This window comes from Bradyrhizobium sp., assembly GCF_004799405.1.
Taxonomy (GTDB): Bacteria; Pseudomonadota; Alphaproteobacteria; order Rhizobiales; family Xanthobacteraceae; genus Bradyrhizobium.
This window is the reverse complement of the sequence record NZ_SSMW01000142.1, coordinates 17,796-31,832: the sequence shown is the minus strand read 5'-3', so window position 1 is coordinate 31,832 and position 14,037 is coordinate 17,796. Positions and strand designations below refer to the sequence as shown.

Annotated in this window: 17 protein-coding genes and 2 pseudogenes; 11 read left to right on the top strand and 8 right to left on the bottom strand. The window is 56.3% G+C overall.

The genetic code is table 11. The features are described from left to right. Positions 1-11: 11 nt before the first annotated feature. Together E7813_RS22455 and E7813_RS22450 are read right to left on the bottom strand one after the other, a co-directional pair. Positions 12-299, bottom strand: coding sequence for a type II toxin-antitoxin system RelE/ParE family toxin (locus E7813_RS22455; RefSeq protein WP_291577463.1), 288 nt, complete (start codon positions 297-299; stop codon positions 12-14). Further along, positions 296-565 carry a CopG family ribbon-helix-helix protein gene (locus tag E7813_RS22450; RefSeq protein ID WP_291577462.1) on the bottom strand — a complete coding sequence of 90 codons (270 nt, stop codon included), beginning with the start codon at positions 563-565 and terminating at the stop codon, positions 296-298. Before E7813_RS22450 ends, E7813_RS22455 begins: the two co-directional genes overlap by 4 nt. Before the next feature lie 919 nt (positions 566-1,484). Between E7813_RS22450 and E7813_RS22445 the strand changes: the two genes are divergently transcribed. Both E7813_RS22445 and E7813_RS22440 read left to right on the top strand, forming a co-directional pair. Then, a complete protein-coding gene (locus E7813_RS22445; RefSeq protein WP_291577461.1) occupies positions 1,485-1,769 on the top strand; it encodes a type II toxin-antitoxin system HigB family toxin in 285 nt (94 codons plus the stop codon). 62 nt (positions 1,770-1,831) lie between these two features. After that, positions 1,832-1,972: a hypothetical protein gene (locus E7813_RS22440; protein WP_291577460.1), complete on the top strand. Its 141-nt coding sequence runs from the start codon at positions 1,832-1,834 to the stop codon at positions 1,970-1,972. Positions 1,973-2,539: 567 nt separating this feature from the next. Here E7813_RS22440 and terL read toward each other — a convergent pair. Both terL and E7813_RS22430 read right to left on the bottom strand, forming a co-directional pair. Continuing rightward, the gene (gene terL / locus E7813_RS22435) at positions 2,540-4,021 is read right to left on the bottom strand and encodes a phage terminase large subunit (RefSeq protein ID WP_291577459.1); all 1,482 of its coding nucleotides are present in this window, start codon (positions 4,019-4,021) and stop codon (positions 2,540-2,542) included. Beyond that, on the bottom strand, positions 4,014-4,409 hold the full coding sequence (locus E7813_RS22430; protein ID WP_291577458.1) for a DUF5681 domain-containing protein: 396 nt from the start codon (positions 4,407-4,409) through the stop codon (positions 4,014-4,016). Before E7813_RS22430 ends, terL begins: the two co-directional genes overlap by 8 nt. A 527-nt stretch (positions 4,410-4,936) precedes the next feature. Between E7813_RS22430 and E7813_RS22425 the strand changes: the two genes are divergently transcribed. Continuing rightward, positions 4,937-5,143, top strand: coding sequence for a hypothetical protein (locus E7813_RS22425; protein ID WP_291577457.1), 207 nt, complete (start codon positions 4,937-4,939; stop codon positions 5,141-5,143). A gap of 408 nt (positions 5,144-5,551) precedes the next feature. On the opposite strand, the gene E7813_RS22420 is transcribed toward E7813_RS22425, so the two are convergent. After that, the gene (locus tag E7813_RS22420; protein WP_291577456.1) at positions 5,552-6,922 is read right to left on the bottom strand and encodes a DUF3631 domain-containing protein; all 1,371 of its coding nucleotides are present in this window, start codon (positions 6,920-6,922) and stop codon (positions 5,552-5,554) included. 1,053 nt (positions 6,923-7,975) lie between these two features. Between E7813_RS22420 and E7813_RS22415 the strand changes: the two are divergent. The 3 genes and pseudogenes from E7813_RS22415 to E7813_RS22405 form a co-directional block, all read left to right on the top strand. After that, a pseudogene (locus tag E7813_RS22415) lies at positions 7,976-8,095 on the top strand (transcriptional regulator); the annotation flags it as partial. A gap of 351 nt (positions 8,096-8,446) precedes the next feature. After that, on the top strand, positions 8,447-8,716 hold the full coding sequence (locus tag E7813_RS22410; RefSeq protein ID WP_291577466.1) for a type II toxin-antitoxin system RelE/ParE family toxin: 270 nt from the start codon (positions 8,447-8,449) through the stop codon (positions 8,714-8,716). An 8-nt stretch (positions 8,717-8,724) separates the two neighbouring features. Then, positions 8,725-9,033, top strand: coding sequence for a HigA family addiction module antitoxin (locus E7813_RS22405; protein ID WP_291577455.1), 309 nt, complete (start codon positions 8,725-8,727; stop codon positions 9,031-9,033). A 68-nt stretch (positions 9,034-9,101) separates the two neighbouring features. Here the strand turns inward: E7813_RS22405 and E7813_RS26245 are convergent. Both E7813_RS26245 and E7813_RS22400 read right to left on the bottom strand, forming a co-directional pair. Beyond that, positions 9,102-9,203, bottom strand: a pseudogene (locus tag E7813_RS26245) (helix-turn-helix domain-containing protein); the annotation flags it as partial. Between the two features lies 1 nt (position 9,204). Then, complete coding sequence (locus E7813_RS22400; RefSeq protein ID WP_291577454.1) at positions 9,205-9,408, bottom strand: hypothetical protein; 204 nt, start codon at positions 9,406-9,408, stop codon at positions 9,205-9,207. A gap of 157 nt (positions 9,409-9,565) precedes the next feature. Here E7813_RS22400 and E7813_RS22395 point away from each other — a divergent pair, with 157 nt between their 5' ends. The 5 genes from E7813_RS22395 (at position 9,566) to E7813_RS22375 (ending at position 13,046) form a co-directional block, all read left to right on the top strand. Beyond that, entirely contained in the window at positions 9,566-9,880 is a 315-nt protein-coding gene (locus E7813_RS22395; protein ID WP_291577465.1) for a type II toxin-antitoxin system Phd/YefM family antitoxin, read from the top strand. Further along, the gene (locus E7813_RS22390; protein WP_363331209.1) at positions 9,880-10,323 is read left to right on the top strand and encodes a type II toxin-antitoxin system VapC family toxin; all 444 of its coding nucleotides are present in this window, start codon (positions 9,880-9,882) and stop codon (positions 10,321-10,323) included. Before E7813_RS22395 ends, E7813_RS22390 begins: the two co-directional genes overlap by 1 nt. Positions 10,324-11,101: 778 nt before the next feature. Then, on the top strand, positions 11,102-11,617 hold the full coding sequence (locus E7813_RS22385) for a hypothetical protein (protein WP_291577452.1): 516 nt from the start codon (positions 11,102-11,104) through the stop codon (positions 11,615-11,617). 382 nt (positions 11,618-11,999) lie between these two features. Continuing rightward, entirely contained in the window at positions 12,000-12,269 is a 270-nt protein-coding gene (locus tag E7813_RS22380) for an Arc family DNA-binding protein (RefSeq protein ID WP_291577451.1), read from the top strand. Between the two features lie 156 nt (positions 12,270-12,425). Then, positions 12,426-13,046 carry a hypothetical protein gene (locus tag E7813_RS22375; protein ID WP_291577450.1) on the top strand — a complete coding sequence of 207 codons (621 nt, stop codon included), beginning with the start codon at positions 12,426-12,428 and terminating at the stop codon, positions 13,044-13,046. Between the two features lie 2 nt (positions 13,047-13,048). On the opposite strand, the gene E7813_RS22370 is transcribed toward E7813_RS22375, so the two are convergent. Beyond that, the gene (locus E7813_RS22370) at positions 13,049-13,660 is read right to left on the bottom strand and encodes a hypothetical protein (protein WP_291577449.1); all 612 of its coding nucleotides are present in this window, start codon (positions 13,658-13,660) and stop codon (positions 13,049-13,051) included. Between the last annotated feature and the right edge of the window lie 377 nt (positions 13,661-14,037).

Here is a 14,037-nt window from a genome sequence, read left to right as displayed (position 1 = left end):
AAGCCGGCCGATCAAAGTCTGTCAGGCCAACGCCGTGCCCCGTGGTACACACGCAAAATCTGTATGGTGGTGCGCTGGAACCGATAGGGGACGATATAGGGTGTCCTTGGAATGACCAATTCGCGCGTGCCCGGTACACGCCCGGCTCGGCCGATGTGGGGATTGTCGGGGAGTAATTGCTCTATGTTCCGGATGATGCGGAGTACGATCCGCTGCGCGGCAGCTGGATCGTCTTCCGCAATGTAGGCTCGCAGTGAAACCAGGTCTTCGATCGCTTCCGACGACCAAACGATGTTCATGTCGCCGATCGTTTAGGGGCTGGACGTTCGCGCTTGCCGTTCCAGGAATTAACCCATGCCTTGACCTGCTCGTGTGGAACGCTTTCCCCAGCAAGCGAATCCATCGCCTTCCTGACGCCCGCAACCTGCCATTCGTTTACGTCGAGGTATTCGCTGAGTGCCTCGGCCGCGAGAAACGATCGGCTGCGGCCGGTGCTTTTCGCTAGTTTCTCCAGACGCTTCTTCACGTCAGTTTCGACGCGAACGGTGAATGTTGTTGAAGACATCGGTAATCGCTCATGTGATGGGTTGTGTACACACTACCACAAGGTTCGTTCGCTGCAACTACGTCTGGCGGCAGGGAAACCCTTGGCGCTTCGGATACATTAGAGAACAGCCCGTGGATGTCGGTTATGGACGGCTGCTCCACCGGCACGTTGAGTGCCATGGATGGGCGGTATGCGGGGGACCCCGCTACGCCCAATTTGATCAAAGAGGTCTTGATCCATGAGGGCGTCGTATTCATCGCCGAAAACGGCGGTGGCCCCGGCGTACGCCTTCGAAAGCCGGCGAAAGAAAAGCCTCGGAAATGAATCGATTCAGTATTGCCACGCTTTGCAGGGTATCGGGGGTGGAACGGACATCCTTGTCACAGGGGCCGACTTCCGAAAATGACCCAACTGCATTGGCCGCGAGATTTGTGCAGCGCAAGACGTGACGCGTGCAGCTATTCCGACTTATGGTGCAGCACGTCGGCGTTCGAGCACCGGCTCCAATTCCGGGAATTCGTCACACAATGCTGTCTGATCGGTGGCGAGCTCTTTGCCTTATAAGTAACGCCAACCGACCCTTCATCGTGACACGAAAATTTCCGCCGCAGGATCGGACCATTCCTCGCGCCATCAGGCGATTTGCCTGATCGCGCCTGAGGCCGTCCGGACGAAGGCCCGACGCAACATCAACCAGCGAATAGAGGTCGCCGCGTCTTAATTCTCGGGTGATCCAATCCTTGGCGGTAAATTTGATCGCCAAGTTGATAATAATGGCGAGGAGCACAAAGCCGCACGCGAGATAGACGTATCCAGTCTCTATCAAAGATGGTCTCCTCCAATAGATTGTTGGAGTTAACCACGGGCGCTGATTCCCCTCCAATAGGATTGGAGGCGTTATCCACCAGAACTGATTCGATTAATTGGCAGGTCTGTGATGTCCTTCACGGTGGTTATCAGCCGAAGCCCTGCGCATGGTAAGGCGCGCGAACCATTGATGGCTTGGTACCGGCAGGTCAGGGGAGCTGACTGGGCAACGCCGGCGGACGTCAAGCGAGCCATCGGAAGCGCAAGCATTCTCAACGACGGTCGCGCGGTATTCAATATCGCCGGCAACAAGTATCGCATCGTGGTGTGGATCAATTATCCTTATCGTGTCGTCTATATCCGGTTCATCGGCACGCACCGGCAGTACGACGGGATCGATGCACAAACTGTTTGAAGGTAGGCCGAAACACAGCAAATCCCATCGAATGTGCGACGCTGGAATTCGCGATGTAAAAAGTGGCGCCGAACTTCAATCGTGAAGAAGCTCATGCCGCCGTGCGCCGCATCCGCGAGCGCGCCGAGGAGCTGAAGCTTGGCCCCTTTGACTGGTCGGAATGGAAAGCGTTCCGCCACGAAGCTTGCCCGCTAGCTTGTTGATCCTAGATAGCGCGCCGTGTGGCGGGTCTGTGTCGCCTTCAGTGTCGACTTAGGGCCGCCGCAAGTGCCTGATAACGCTGGACTGTGTCGCTGTGTCGCCGTGATCGCAGTAACTCCCCCATTAGCGGTTGGAACGCCGCCTTGGTGTAGCCGCGGAAGGGCTTGGTATCAGCAGACCGATGGGGCGGCCAAAGTGTTTTGCTCCGAAGGCCAAACGCCGAGAGCATCGTCGCCATTGCGTGACGGCTCAGGGGTTTCTGCGTCTGATTGCCGTGCTCGCCGCGAAATTCTCGGGTCCAGTGTAGGCACTCAGGTACCATACGGATCAGAATGGGCTGCAGCCTCGTGACGTAACCGTGCACGAGGTGCTGAAACGAAGGCGCTTGCTCACGCTCAAAATGATCTGGCGACTGCATGAGAGGCTGGGCGTTCCTGCAGAATCGCTCATCAAAATTCGGCACGGCCAAAGGATCGCGGGTGAAGAATGATCTTCACCCGCTCTTCGAAAATGATTACGATCGGTTGGAACGGCATTTAACCGTTGATCCCAATCGATTACTCAAGCCGCTAGCGACGCCGCCTGACGAAAATATTGGGCCGCTTCCCTAATCCGGGCAACGTTTTCGTGCGTCCGATCTGCGGATGCACAAGGCAGATCGCATGGGCTTTGCCGCGTCTTTTTGGTGCAGGCAAATCGTTATTCTCGACCCAGCGAAACATCTGCGTAGCAGTGTCCACCTGATCCGAGTGCTCGCCGTATGGAAACGCCATGAACTCGGAGATAAACTCCTCGATGAATGGGCTGCCAAAGGGCAGCACGATACGACGATCCCGAAAGAGTGGGACATGAGGACGTAGGCGGCTGAGCTTGTCACCTCGCGGCCTAATCAGCTGAACATCGTAACCGATCCGCTGTAACATTTCGGCGAGTTCGGAAGCGGGTCCATTGTCCTCAATCAGAATGACGCCGGGATTATAGCGTGCAGAGAGTGTTCTGAACTGCTTGCCCAGCATCTTTCGTGTTGCGCGTCCGCGCCACTGGTCAACGAGCAGATAGCGTCTGTCCGACAGTAGCGCCCAACTCTGGATGACGCTAAGACTCGCACCGGCCTCTCCTTTCTGGTTCAGATCGGCCGATATGATGAATCGAGCGTCGGGCGTTTTGTACACCGGCTCGACGACGAAATCTTCGCGCTCTATCTGTAGCACATGCGGTCCGTCAAACGTCTGTTGATAGAGCGGACCGAAGCCAGGTGGGCCAGTATGCGCGCGAAGGTCGGCGATCATATTTTCGGTGTACGCATTCGGTCGAAGAGGCTCGCCCTCAAGGCGATCCCAGGCGGTTCCGTCACGCAAGTAGTATTTGTCGGGTTTTGTCGCCACGAGGGGCAAAACGCGATGCGTCCAGCCCCCGCGTTTCAGTAGGTGGCCGGTGAGGTCAACTCGGTTTAGCCGGTGTTGGACAATGACAACAGATCCAGTTCGGGGATTGTTAAGGCGGCTGATGATATCAGTGTCGAACCGCGAGTTGTTCTTTTCGAGCCAGGCCAAATCGTTCGCATCGGAGATCTGGACCGGATCGTCGATGATCAAGTGATCGCAACGTTGCCCCGTAATAGCGCCGTCGATCGAGGATGCGAGAACTCGACCACCTTTGTCGGTACCGAAATCTCCAGCCGCCCGATGATCTTTGGCGAGTTGCGTTGCCGGATACGCGCGTCTGAACCATTGGCTAGCCACCACGTTGCGAATTGTGCGCGCGATCGGGATCGCGAGATCTTCGCCGTAGGACAGGATTAGAATCTTCGCAGCCGGATTGTGAGCTAAAATCCAGGCGGGAAGCGATACGGAAAATGTGAACGTTTTGGCGTGGCCGGGCGGCAAGTTGCACAAATATCGACGAATTGTGCCATCTGCAATCCCTTGAACGTCATCCGCGAGCAGCCGAAGGTAAGGGTCGTTATCAAGCTTCGAGCCATTGACCTCGTGGTGCGCGTTTTGCAAGAAAGACAGGAAGTCGGTCTGCAGCAGCGTTTGAAAATTAATCATCTGAAGCTCCCTGGTTAGGCAAAGATTTCTCAGCTAATGCTTGTCGGTTTTCAAACTGATCGATGAGAACTTGGTGCTCGGGATTAATCTGTTCGTCATTGTGGTCGTCGCTTTCATCTCGAAAAAGAGATGCCATCAACGCGAATAGCAATTTCATGGAACCTAAATCTCCGCCGGCCGCGTCGTCGACGAGTTTTCGCACGCAGGTTTGTTGCTTGGTGGGGCCGTTGTCGGTCGTCGCTTCAGAAAGCGCAGCTCGCAGGTCTGCCTTGAACGATCGGCGCTTCGGTGGTCGTCCGATAGGATTCCCACTCTTCCCCGGCTTGAACCTCGAATGTTCCGGCGGGTGGCCGTAACCAATTGGATCACCGTCTGTTTTGTCAGTCATTTTTTTCCCTCAATACTTGCGGCCTGCGTTTTGCAGGCGCTGATGCCGAAGAAGCCGCGATTCGTCGCGCTGATAAGCGCTACGAAGCTGACGGCGTTTGTGATTGGGAAAGGGATCTAGGGTTCAGTGAGAACCGAAATCCAGGGCCGGAAAATCGAAAATTGGGACGGCGAACTTGGTACTGGTCGGCTTGGTCAGACCTTACAGGAAAGCCAAGTTGCTCGCAATACGCGCGTGATCATGGCACGCCGGATCTAGATCGGGTCCGACCTTGTGAAGCTGGCGACCGGATGAGGAACTCTCACGCTTTGAACAATTGCTTTTTGACCCTTGATTCGTAAACTTACTCGTAACTTACGATTAAACGGAGCAAAGACATGCCATTATTCGGCAGACGACGCCGCCCCCGGACCAGCCGGTGCCAACGCTGCAAGGCGAAGATCAAAGTCAAAACGAAGGGCCCGGTCCCGAAATACTGTAGTGCCGCCTGCAAACAGGAGAGCTATGTGAGGCGTCGATTTCGATCGTTGCCGCTGAAACTCGTTGAGCGGGACCTGGCGAGTATCGAATTGCGCGACGTGATTTGGACAACTATTATGGATATCTTAGTTCAGCAGGGCTTAGTGAAAAGCAGTCTGCCACCACCCGTTAGGCTTGAGCGCAAGCCCAAGAAGCCGAACCTGCGCCTGATCAACAATCATGACGATCCGGAGGGAAACAACGGCCTCGGTTAGAGCGCAGGCTTGGACATGTTGTTCCCGAGCTGCCTGCGCAGGCCGATTTGCAGCACCGGATCAGTGCTATCGCGGGCGAGACGTTGGGCGCGGGCGGCTTGCGCTCTGAAATATTCGGAATTTTCCCTATGCTCCTGCTATTGCAGGCGGGAGCATTTGCCCTCAGTCACGGGTAAATAGCCGCGTTCCGTCCGGTGGTGGGTATTAAAGCTAACATTAATGTCCGGTTCCGAACACTAAATTTTTAGCGCTTGTGTTGCAGGTGGCCCATGCGCTTTTCCGCCGGGCTGCGTAAACCTGCGCTCGGGCCGCAAATGTACGGCCGCACGGAAAGCAATTGTTCTACGCGCAAGCTCGGGGGGACTTCTGAGCGCCGTGTGGCAGGTCTGTGTCGCCTTCAGTGTCGACTTAGGGCCGCCGCAAGTGCCTGACAACGCTGGACTGTGTCGCTGTGTCGCCGTGATCGCAGTAACTCCCCCATAGCGGTTGGAACGCCGCCTTGGTGTAGCCGCGAAAGGACTTGGTATCAGCAGACCGATGGGGCGGCCAAAGTGTTTTGCTCCGAAGGCCAAACGCCGAGAGCATCGTCGCCATTGCGTGACGGCTGAGGGGTCGCGGCGGCTGATTGCCGTGCTCGCCGCGAAATTCTGTCCAGCAATTGTCATCCAGCATCAGCAAGTGCTGCAACAATACCTCGCTGCCAATCTGATCGTCAGCGAATGCACCGAACACGCGACGAATGTCCGCGAGCAGGACAATCTTGACGTCCTCATCCGTGTGTTCGGTGGCGAAGACCTTTGCCGCTTGGCGCGCCTGATCACCGCGGCCGAGCGCGTCAGCAATCGAGAACAACACGCGCCACCGATCGGCGGCACGACCATAGAAGCGATCAGGCATCAATGGGTCAGTATCAAGTCGCGTGCGAACTTGCTGCGCCCAGGCGAATGCCTCGCGATAGATAACGTTCAGCTCCGCTAGCAGCACCGGGTTCTTGAGATCGAAACGCTCAAGCGGCTTCGTCTCCGGCGACGCGCGGGACATGTTGATCACGATAGACCGCGACATCAACGGTAATGGCAGCCGGCCGATCGCACCGAACGCTAGGGGAGCGAACAGGTCGAACTCGCGGGGTTCGCTATTGACCACGCACACTCGAATGCCACCTCTTTCGAAGCCGTCATTGAGGATCGCCCGCAGCACGGGGTCGTTCGCGAAATCCAAATTGTCGGCCTCGTCGAGCAGCACGGTCGGCTTGTTTCGATCGATCAGCCGCGCCAACCCCGCCGTTGTCACAGAGCCGAGCTTGTGAGCGCGCAAGCATAAGGATGCGCATAGTTTGAGCGCGACCGACTTCCCACAGCCACGGACCGGCGAGAGCACTGCCAGTCGCGGCGTATGCTGAAATTCGCGAAAGACGAAACTATGCAAAATCCACAGCGCTAGCGCCGTGTACTGGTGGCACTCGAGAAACAGGAAACGCCGCAGCATCCAATCGACTAGCGCGAACACGTCCGGCGCCTTGCCGGCCGTAGGCAGCAGCAGCGGTTCGTCCTGATCGTCGTTATCGTCATGCCGCGTCCTCTCCGGATTGCTGAACGAGAGCGCGATCAGTCGATCTACATCACCCGAGCTCCTGCGATTCTTGGTCAACAGCTGTTCGAGGCTCCGGCGCGCCGTCTCGCGCTCTTGCTCGTTGCCTCGAAGCATGAGCCGGTTGAGCTTGCAAACTTTGTGCGCCAGCGCGATTTCGCTTTCGCGTTCTGTTTTTTGCCGGGCCATTAATCGCTCGCCCTCAAGGCTGCTGGGCCCCGCTAGGAGCCGCTTTCGCGACCAGACCGGATGTCCGGTCTCGTTAGCAACATCTTCAATGCTCGCGGCAGCCGATCATGTCTACTGCCGGCCGATTTCATCGTTTGTGTCGGACGAAAATATGTGGGCCCGATGTCGAGGGTGATTTTGGCCGATAGGGTCTCAAAACGTTCTTTTGAGCGGGCGTAACGGCTACCACTCGACTGCTGGGGGCCAGCGGCACAGCTTTGACATTCGCCGCATCGTCATCGTCTTGATCTGCTGCTGCGCAAATAACGCCGTTTCCGAGATTTACGATTTTCATAATCATCCTCATTCGGTTTTAAGTGCATGAACTACGTTTTCAGCGGCCGTTTGCCGCGTCTCCTGGGAATATTCGCGCTCCGTCGCCTTGAAGACTGACGTGGGAGGGGCCGCCGGCCGCCTTGTTGTTGACGGCCGTCATCCTTTGCCCTTTCTAAGCGCCAGGGCACGTCCGACTTGCAAACAAAAACTGGAAATGGCCACAGGCGGCTATCACGAACCACCATTTGCGCCGGGCCGCGTACTGGGGAGTAACAAAAACTCGCTAAAGGTCGGCCTTGATAAAACGTAAGCCGAGCTAATTCGTTTTTCAAGGAGCCATCGGAAAAAAGTGATGGGCAAGCTGGGGAGCGAGCAACTTTGGTCAGATGGTCGGGGTTTGATGCAACCAATGAGATGTCTACCATCTTCAAACTGGTGATAGGATCCAATGTCACCATAGCTGTTTGATCGTGAAAAAAGCACCACGAAAATTCCCTGTTATTTTCCCTGTTAGCAGGGAATTTGGGAAAGTTGCGGCTTGCTGACGATATTAGAGCGCATCAAGGGAGACCGCATGGGGCGATGACCGTCCACGCGGTTTGGCGCATTTGCTTTGTTCAGAAGGGGGACGCCCACAACTTTGGCATTCTTCTGGCATCGTTGCGTTTCGTAAGCAGTAATCCCGTGGGCATTTCTCATCGGAGGGGGATCCGCCGCGCCGACAACGAGACGTCTATGACTGCAGCGAACGACCTCGCAGTCCGGCGCGCCTTGGAAGCGGCCGGTGTGGAATTCATCGACGAGAATGGGGGCGGTCCCGGAGTGCGCTTGCGCAAAGGTCATCGTAAAAAGCCCTAACCGCCGGTGGCCCCGGGGTGCGGCTTCGAACGCCCGTCATGGGAAAATCCGGGAAGTGAACAGGGTTTCCCGCCATAGGAGACCAATTCCAAACCGATGCTATCAACCCAGCGATGCACCAGCCGGGAATGCGGGAATATCGTCGGGTGGATTGGCCGCTGTCGGGGTCTGGGTGAACCTCGACCTATCTGTCCGGAGGCGATGCCCCGACAATGAGCGCGGAGGACATGTTGGGGTAATTGACAACAGTGGCCCCGTGCTCGGAATTCAGACTCGCCATTTGCACCATCGAGTGGTACATTAACCCATGATGGAGCTGCAGAATGATCGTGAGCTTTCGGGGATGACTGGCTGCGCGACTTTTTTGTCGAGGATATTCGGTCGAAGAAAATCCCAACCGACCTGGAAAGCCGCCTGTTCCGCAAAATCCAGATGATCGATGACGCGACAACGGATCAGGATTTACGGGTGCCGCCCAGCAACCACTTCGAAAAGCTCCGCGGCAATCTTGAGGGCCTCCATTCGATCCGCGTCAACAAGCAATGGCGGCTTATCTTTCAATGGGACAGCGGCCGAGGTGAAGCAATAGGCCTCTATCTCGACGACCATAGCTATTTGTGAGGTGAACCATGTTAACGACGAAGCGCAAGCCGGCGAGTCTCGGCGAAATTCTAATCGAAGAATTCATGGAGCCGATGGGGCTGACGCAAGGCGCGCTAGCCGAAGCGATGGGCGTGCAGCGCAAGCACGTCAATGAGCTGTGCAACGACCGCCGCAACGTCACCGCACCGACCGCGCTTATCCTTGCCCGGGTGTTCGGCAATAGCCCCGATTTCTGGCTGAACGTTCAGCGGCGCAGCGATCTTTGGGAAGCGATGCATTCGCCCCGCGAACGCAAGCGCATCGAACGTGCGCGACCGTTAACGGCCGCAGCATAGCCAGCGACTTCCTGCTCGTCGCCGCGGCTAGCAAAGGATTTGATCTCAAGATTGGCGAGTAGCCGTTCGTCCGGCCCATCGGCATTGAAACGCAAGACCCAATTGCGAATAGTCTGCAGCCCGACGCCGCCAAGCCGCGCCGCATCGCCTCGTGTGCCCCCGTCGTTTAACTCAAATAGCCCGCAGGTCGAGTTGAGCGTCCACAATGGTCAATGTGTTCTTGGCCGGTAGGCTGCAATGCGCCCAATTGGCTGCGTCGTCGGCCGATTGCAGGGTGTCCAGTTCCGCGAGCAGGCAATCCCGCTGCAGGGCGGACTGGTCGGCCGCCAGAAAGACCCTCGCCGGGGCGTGCAGGTGGGACTCGGCGGCGACCATTTGGGGCGCCGCCGGCTGCGTTAGCGAGCCCGTTAAAGTCCCGCCCGTCCGGCCCGCTCGCGGACCAGTTCGCCCGACTTTTGGAGATTCGCGGCCGCTTGATTCCGGCGCTTAGAAAACATTGAACGACGCAGCCGCTTGTGATAAACTGGTCAGCATGACTAGAATTTCCAAGCCATCTCCGAAAAGGCCTCGCCGCCGACCGCGCGATCTCAAATCAGGGCAGTGGCTATTGCAGGATGCCAAGGCCCGTTTCAGCGAGTTGGTGCGCCGAGTCCGAAGTGATGGACCGCAGCGCGTGACGGTGCACGGACGCGACGAAGTCGTCGTTATTTCCGCCGAAGAATTCCGCCGTCTTAAGGGCAATCTCACCGGCGAAGCGCTGATCGTCGCCATGCAGGATTCGCCATCGCGTGATTTTGATCTTGAACCGAAGCGCGCAATTATGCCCGTTCGCAACGTCGCTTTGTGATGGGCTGGCTGCTCGACACCAATATTCTGTCTGAACTGAGCCGGCCTAGGCCAGAACACAAAGTGCTCGCCTTCGTCGCCGCCCAACCGCTCGAAACGCTCTATGTGAGCTCGGTGACCTTCGCCGAAATCCGATTCGGTATTGAACTCGTTGGCGACGCCAACCATCGCGCTCAGCTGTATGATTGGCTTACGCATAAGGTGCGGCCGATGTTCGAGCAGCGTGTTCTCGCGATCACCGAAGACATTATGTTCAAGTGGCGGCTCCTGGTCGAACGGGGTCGCAAAGCCGGCCACACCTTCTCACAGCCTGATCTCATCATTGCTGCGACGGCACTCCATCACGGGCTCACAGTCGTTTCCCGCGACACCAACGATTTTCAAAAGGCCAGTGTGCCCTTGCTCAATCCATGGATAGATCCGCTACCTAGCCGTGCGACGTAGGAAAAATTCTTATCGTCACCGAAGGGTCTCTCTTGGTAACCCAGCCAGACGAGATCATCGGAATAGAGCACAAGCTAACGCCCGCGGCGCGCTTTGCGATGAAGGCCTATGGGGTGTCCGGATTTTAGGCCGGGCTTTGGAATCAAGCCTATCGCGATGAGCTGGAATGCTTCCCCGCCGGGACCCATGATGATCAGGTCGATGCCTCGACGGCGGCGTTCAACCGTCTAGTTTCAGGTCTAAGCTACAATCTCGAGGCAATGCAGTGAAACCGCGGCACCGCATCGGAAAAACATTTGATGCAGGCACACCGGCACTAAAGCATCTGCGTTCGCTCTATTTCCCTCTAGTTTGGAGGCAATAGTTCCCGGTGAGGTGCCGCGGTTTCGCTACCGGACAGACCGGCCAGTCCGACGAAATCTATTCGCCGGATGCATGCGCCAAGAGGGTGGTAATAGTCGAAAGCGAGCGCATGAGCACCGCCGTTGACTCGCTAAAAAACGATATTGCGGGGAGGGATGTCAGATGGCCACGATCGGCAAGCGGCTGATTACCCTCGTTTTTATTCAGCGCCGAGCCGAAAGCGGGTACTTCCCTCCAGCTAACTTTTCTGGCAAGAAAAGATCAAGAAAGTAACTGAAGGTCATCGCGAAGGCGACAGCCAGATTCAAGCTTTCGACCAAAAACCGCGGCAAGCTTCGGAGATTTGGACGCACAACTTTGGCGCCGCTAAGCCTCCGCCGCTCCGGTGCGTTCGGTGTGAAATGAGAGAAAGAAAATGAATACTCTCAAAATAGGTTTCGCAGCCGTCGTTCTTGGATCTCTTTACGCGACAGCTGGACATTCTCAATCACCAATGGACAATTTGTCAGCTTGCCTGACGCTCGAGGACATGACGAAAGAGAGATTGGATTGCTTCGACATACTTGTGCCGCCCGCTCCGAAAAAAAAGCCAGGAATTGCAAAAGTGCTCAACGACTGCAAATTTATTATGGAGCAGGATCAGCGACTAGGTTGCTTCAATCGATTTTTAGTGCAACCGCCGCCGAGAGTTAAGCCTGCGCGGGCGATAGAGGCCAGGCGCAACGGCCAGCCACCGCGTCCTGATGGCTCGATCCCGAAGGCAGCAACACCGACAGCGGACACCAAGCAGGCCGCCGTCCGCTGGCCGCAACCCTCACTCCCGGATCAGCCGGCCGCAGCCGCGACGCCTGCGAAAGACAATTCTGTCGCCGGTACCCAGTCGAACGTGCCGCCGAATTCGTTCGAGAGCCGTTTCTCGGCGACTAAGTAGACCAAATCGCTTGCGGCTTCCAAGCCGGCATGGCCGGCACCGACATGCGCAAGCCGCGGAAACCTGGCTGCGTCAACAGCTCCGCGCACAACGCAAAATATGCAGCTTGCCAGTTACCACGAACGCTTACTTGCGGCTGCCCGCCTTCTCGGCGGTGGCCCTGGCGTGCTTCAATCCAAATTCAATGATCTGAAATGAGTGTCCAAACTGCATCGTGTCAGCGGCCGGTCCCGTTCCCCACTCTGGCGATGTTTGACTCGAAATTTCAACGTGATATTCAGTCCGAGGGATATGGCGATTAGCCATAGTGCCAATCATAACCTTTTCGGTTGGCAACGGGGACACCATGGCAAAAAGGGCACCGAAATCGCCCAGTCTTGGCTTGGACAAATTCAACGTGCGCCTGCCGCCTGGGCTGCGCGACAGACTGCACGCTTTAGCGAAAGCGAACGGCCGAAGTGCAAATGCCGAATTGGTAGATCGCCTCGAAAAGTCAATTGGCGATATCGACGACACAAAGAAGCTTTTAGCCGGAATGTCAGACCTGGTCCTTGAGATCGCAAAACTCGTTCCGCGCTCGGCGGACGTCGCGCGAGAGGCTGAAAAGCTACGAAAGCTGCAGAAGGACCAGTTTGATGGCAACGCACCATAAAACTCACTCGTAGGAACCGGTGGCTAAGTAGGCTAAATCGCTTGCGGCTCTAACGCCGGCATGGCCGGCACATGCGCAAGCCGCGCAAACCTGGCTGGCACGGGACCTGGGTCAATAGAAAAATCTCGGTTAGCAAAGCTTTTCACGGCGGAAGACATGCTGTTCTTGAATCCAATCGGTGTAGTCGGCCAGATCGAAGGCGACCATAACGCGCGTGCGCTTGCCGTTGCAGAGCTCTTAGGATTCTTTAATCGGCAATTTCCCGAAATCTCATATGAGCTCGTAGTCAGTCCGATGCTCCTAAATGCGCAAGCTCTCGTGCTTCGAGGTCAAAGAATCGTGAAGCTATATGGGGGGTTGGCTTTTCATCCATTGATCGATACCGATGCACTTGTGTTCGCCCTTCTTCATGAAACCGGCCATCACTTGGCTGGTGGATCGCGCCTTCCGTGGAATCCTTTTCTCGCCTGCGAATGCCAGGCGGACATATGGGCGCTGGCGCAGGCGACCTCCGGGACATCTGGGTGCACCCTCAATCTTGGCAAAGCGCTGTCTTCTCTCGATGCTGTCTTCAAGCACGAGGCCAACTATCCACGACGATTTGCAAACATCCGATTGAAGGACTTAAACCACTGCTGGAGCACGGATTGGCAGAAGCGGCGCATGGCGCTTCGCTCCGTGACGACCCTTAAATCCGATCATGGCTGCCCTTTGGGCGACGCACTATTGCCGGCCGTCTCAAGCCGCGCGGGTGAAGATGAGTGCTGCGAGCCTTGATATCAATAAGGAGCGTCATCAGGTTGCCAAGGCAGTTTAGTGGCAACCTCGTTATTCTGCTTATTGGCAGGGCTTGATGGATTGTTGTTAGTGCCACCTGCAGGGGATGGTTTATCATCTTCCGGGATCGGGTCCTGACAAACGAGCGTCAGGCAGTAGACTATTTCGTTGTTGGGTAACGTTGCTGTAACAGGTTTTTTAGTACTGGCATCTAGAACAACATACGGCAGCTTATTGGTGGCGGTCGGTGGCTCGTGCGTGAGATCAAACACAACGCGAGCCTTAGCTGCCTGCGCCGCTGTGATGACAGTAATGATGTCTTGCTGGGTCTGCACCGGCAGTCCGTCAAGGAACACGTGCCAACGCGCACGGGGATTTTTGACGGTCCCGCCTTGGCTAGGTGCCTGGATCGGGACGGGATAGGCACCGATGCGTCGTGCGATCCGGGAGAGCTTAGCGCCTGGGAAGAACAAAGGTTTATTTTGTGGACCGCGCAGCGGATTATTTGGATCATTATCGTTGTGGGTCCTGAGCTCGCTCCGATAGGTATCGAAAACATAATTCAGTCGCGCCACAATTTCTTGATCATAGGGTGTAGGAATGAAATCTCCCATAGGTCTAGCCCCTTTAGCACCAGCAATCTTACCTTGTATCATCTCCAGGGCTGAATTGGCAAGAATGGAAATCTGTCGGTGCTTTGACTCCGCCCTTCGATTTCAAACGAAAGCGCGGCTGGCGACCGTGTCCCCAGGACGATAATGTCGGCATGTCCAGATGACGACCAGGAATCCATTTCTATTCACCTGAAAGTAGTGACGCTCGCGTACCTAATCATCTTTCCGTTCGATGCAGTCCGCGTCGATATCATGTTGCATGCTGCCTAAGACGCAGAAGCTGCGCGACATGCGATGTGCTTGTCGCGTTGGTCGAGGCATGGGAGCGGAAGCATCATCCGATGGATCTTCCAGACTCAGTGGAGGCGATCAAGTAC

Bases quoted from the DNA above. Each gene is read 5' to 3' on its own strand.
- E7813_RS22420 (WP_291577456.1), bottom strand. From the start codon at position 6,922: ATGGCCCGGCAAAAAACAGAACGCGAAAGCGAAATCGCGCTGGCGCAC.
- E7813_RS22375 (WP_291577450.1), top strand. From the start codon at position 12,426: ATGCTGTTCTTGAATCCAATCGGTGTAGTCGGCCAGATCGAAGGCGAC.
- terL (WP_291577459.1), bottom strand. From the start codon at position 4,021: ATGATTAATTTTCAAACGCTGCTGCAGACCGACTTCCTGTCTTTCTTG.
- E7813_RS22455 (WP_291577463.1), bottom strand. From the start codon at position 299: ATGAACATCGTTTGGTCGTCGGAAGCGATCGAAGACCTGGTTTCACTG.
- E7813_RS22395 (WP_291577465.1), top strand. From the start codon at position 9,566: ATGACTAGAATTTCCAAGCCATCTCCGAAAAGGCCTCGCCGCCGACCG.
- E7813_RS22370 (WP_291577449.1), bottom strand. From the start codon at position 13,660: ATGGGAGATTTCATTCCTACACCCTATGATCAAGAAATTGTGGCGCGA.
- E7813_RS22450 (WP_291577462.1), bottom strand. From the start codon at position 565: ATGTCTTCAACAACATTCACCGTTCGCGTCGAAACTGACGTGAAGAAG.
- E7813_RS22400 (WP_291577454.1), bottom strand. From the start codon at position 9,408: ATGGTCGCCGCCGAGTCCCACCTGCACGCCCCGGCGAGGGTCTTTCTG.
- E7813_RS22405 (WP_291577455.1), top strand. From the start codon at position 8,725: ATGTTAACGACGAAGCGCAAGCCGGCGAGTCTCGGCGAAATTCTAATC.
- E7813_RS22445 (WP_291577461.1), top strand. From the start codon at position 1,485: ATGTCCTTCACGGTGGTTATCAGCCGAAGCCCTGCGCATGGTAAGGCG.
- E7813_RS22430 (WP_291577458.1), bottom strand. From the start codon at position 4,409: ATGACTGACAAAACAGACGGTGATCCAATTGGTTACGGCCACCCGCCG.
- E7813_RS22385 (WP_291577452.1), top strand. From the start codon at position 11,102: ATGAATACTCTCAAAATAGGTTTCGCAGCCGTCGTTCTTGGATCTCTT.
- E7813_RS22390 (WP_363331209.1), top strand. From the start codon at position 9,880: ATGGGCTGGCTGCTCGACACCAATATTCTGTCTGAACTGAGCCGGCCT.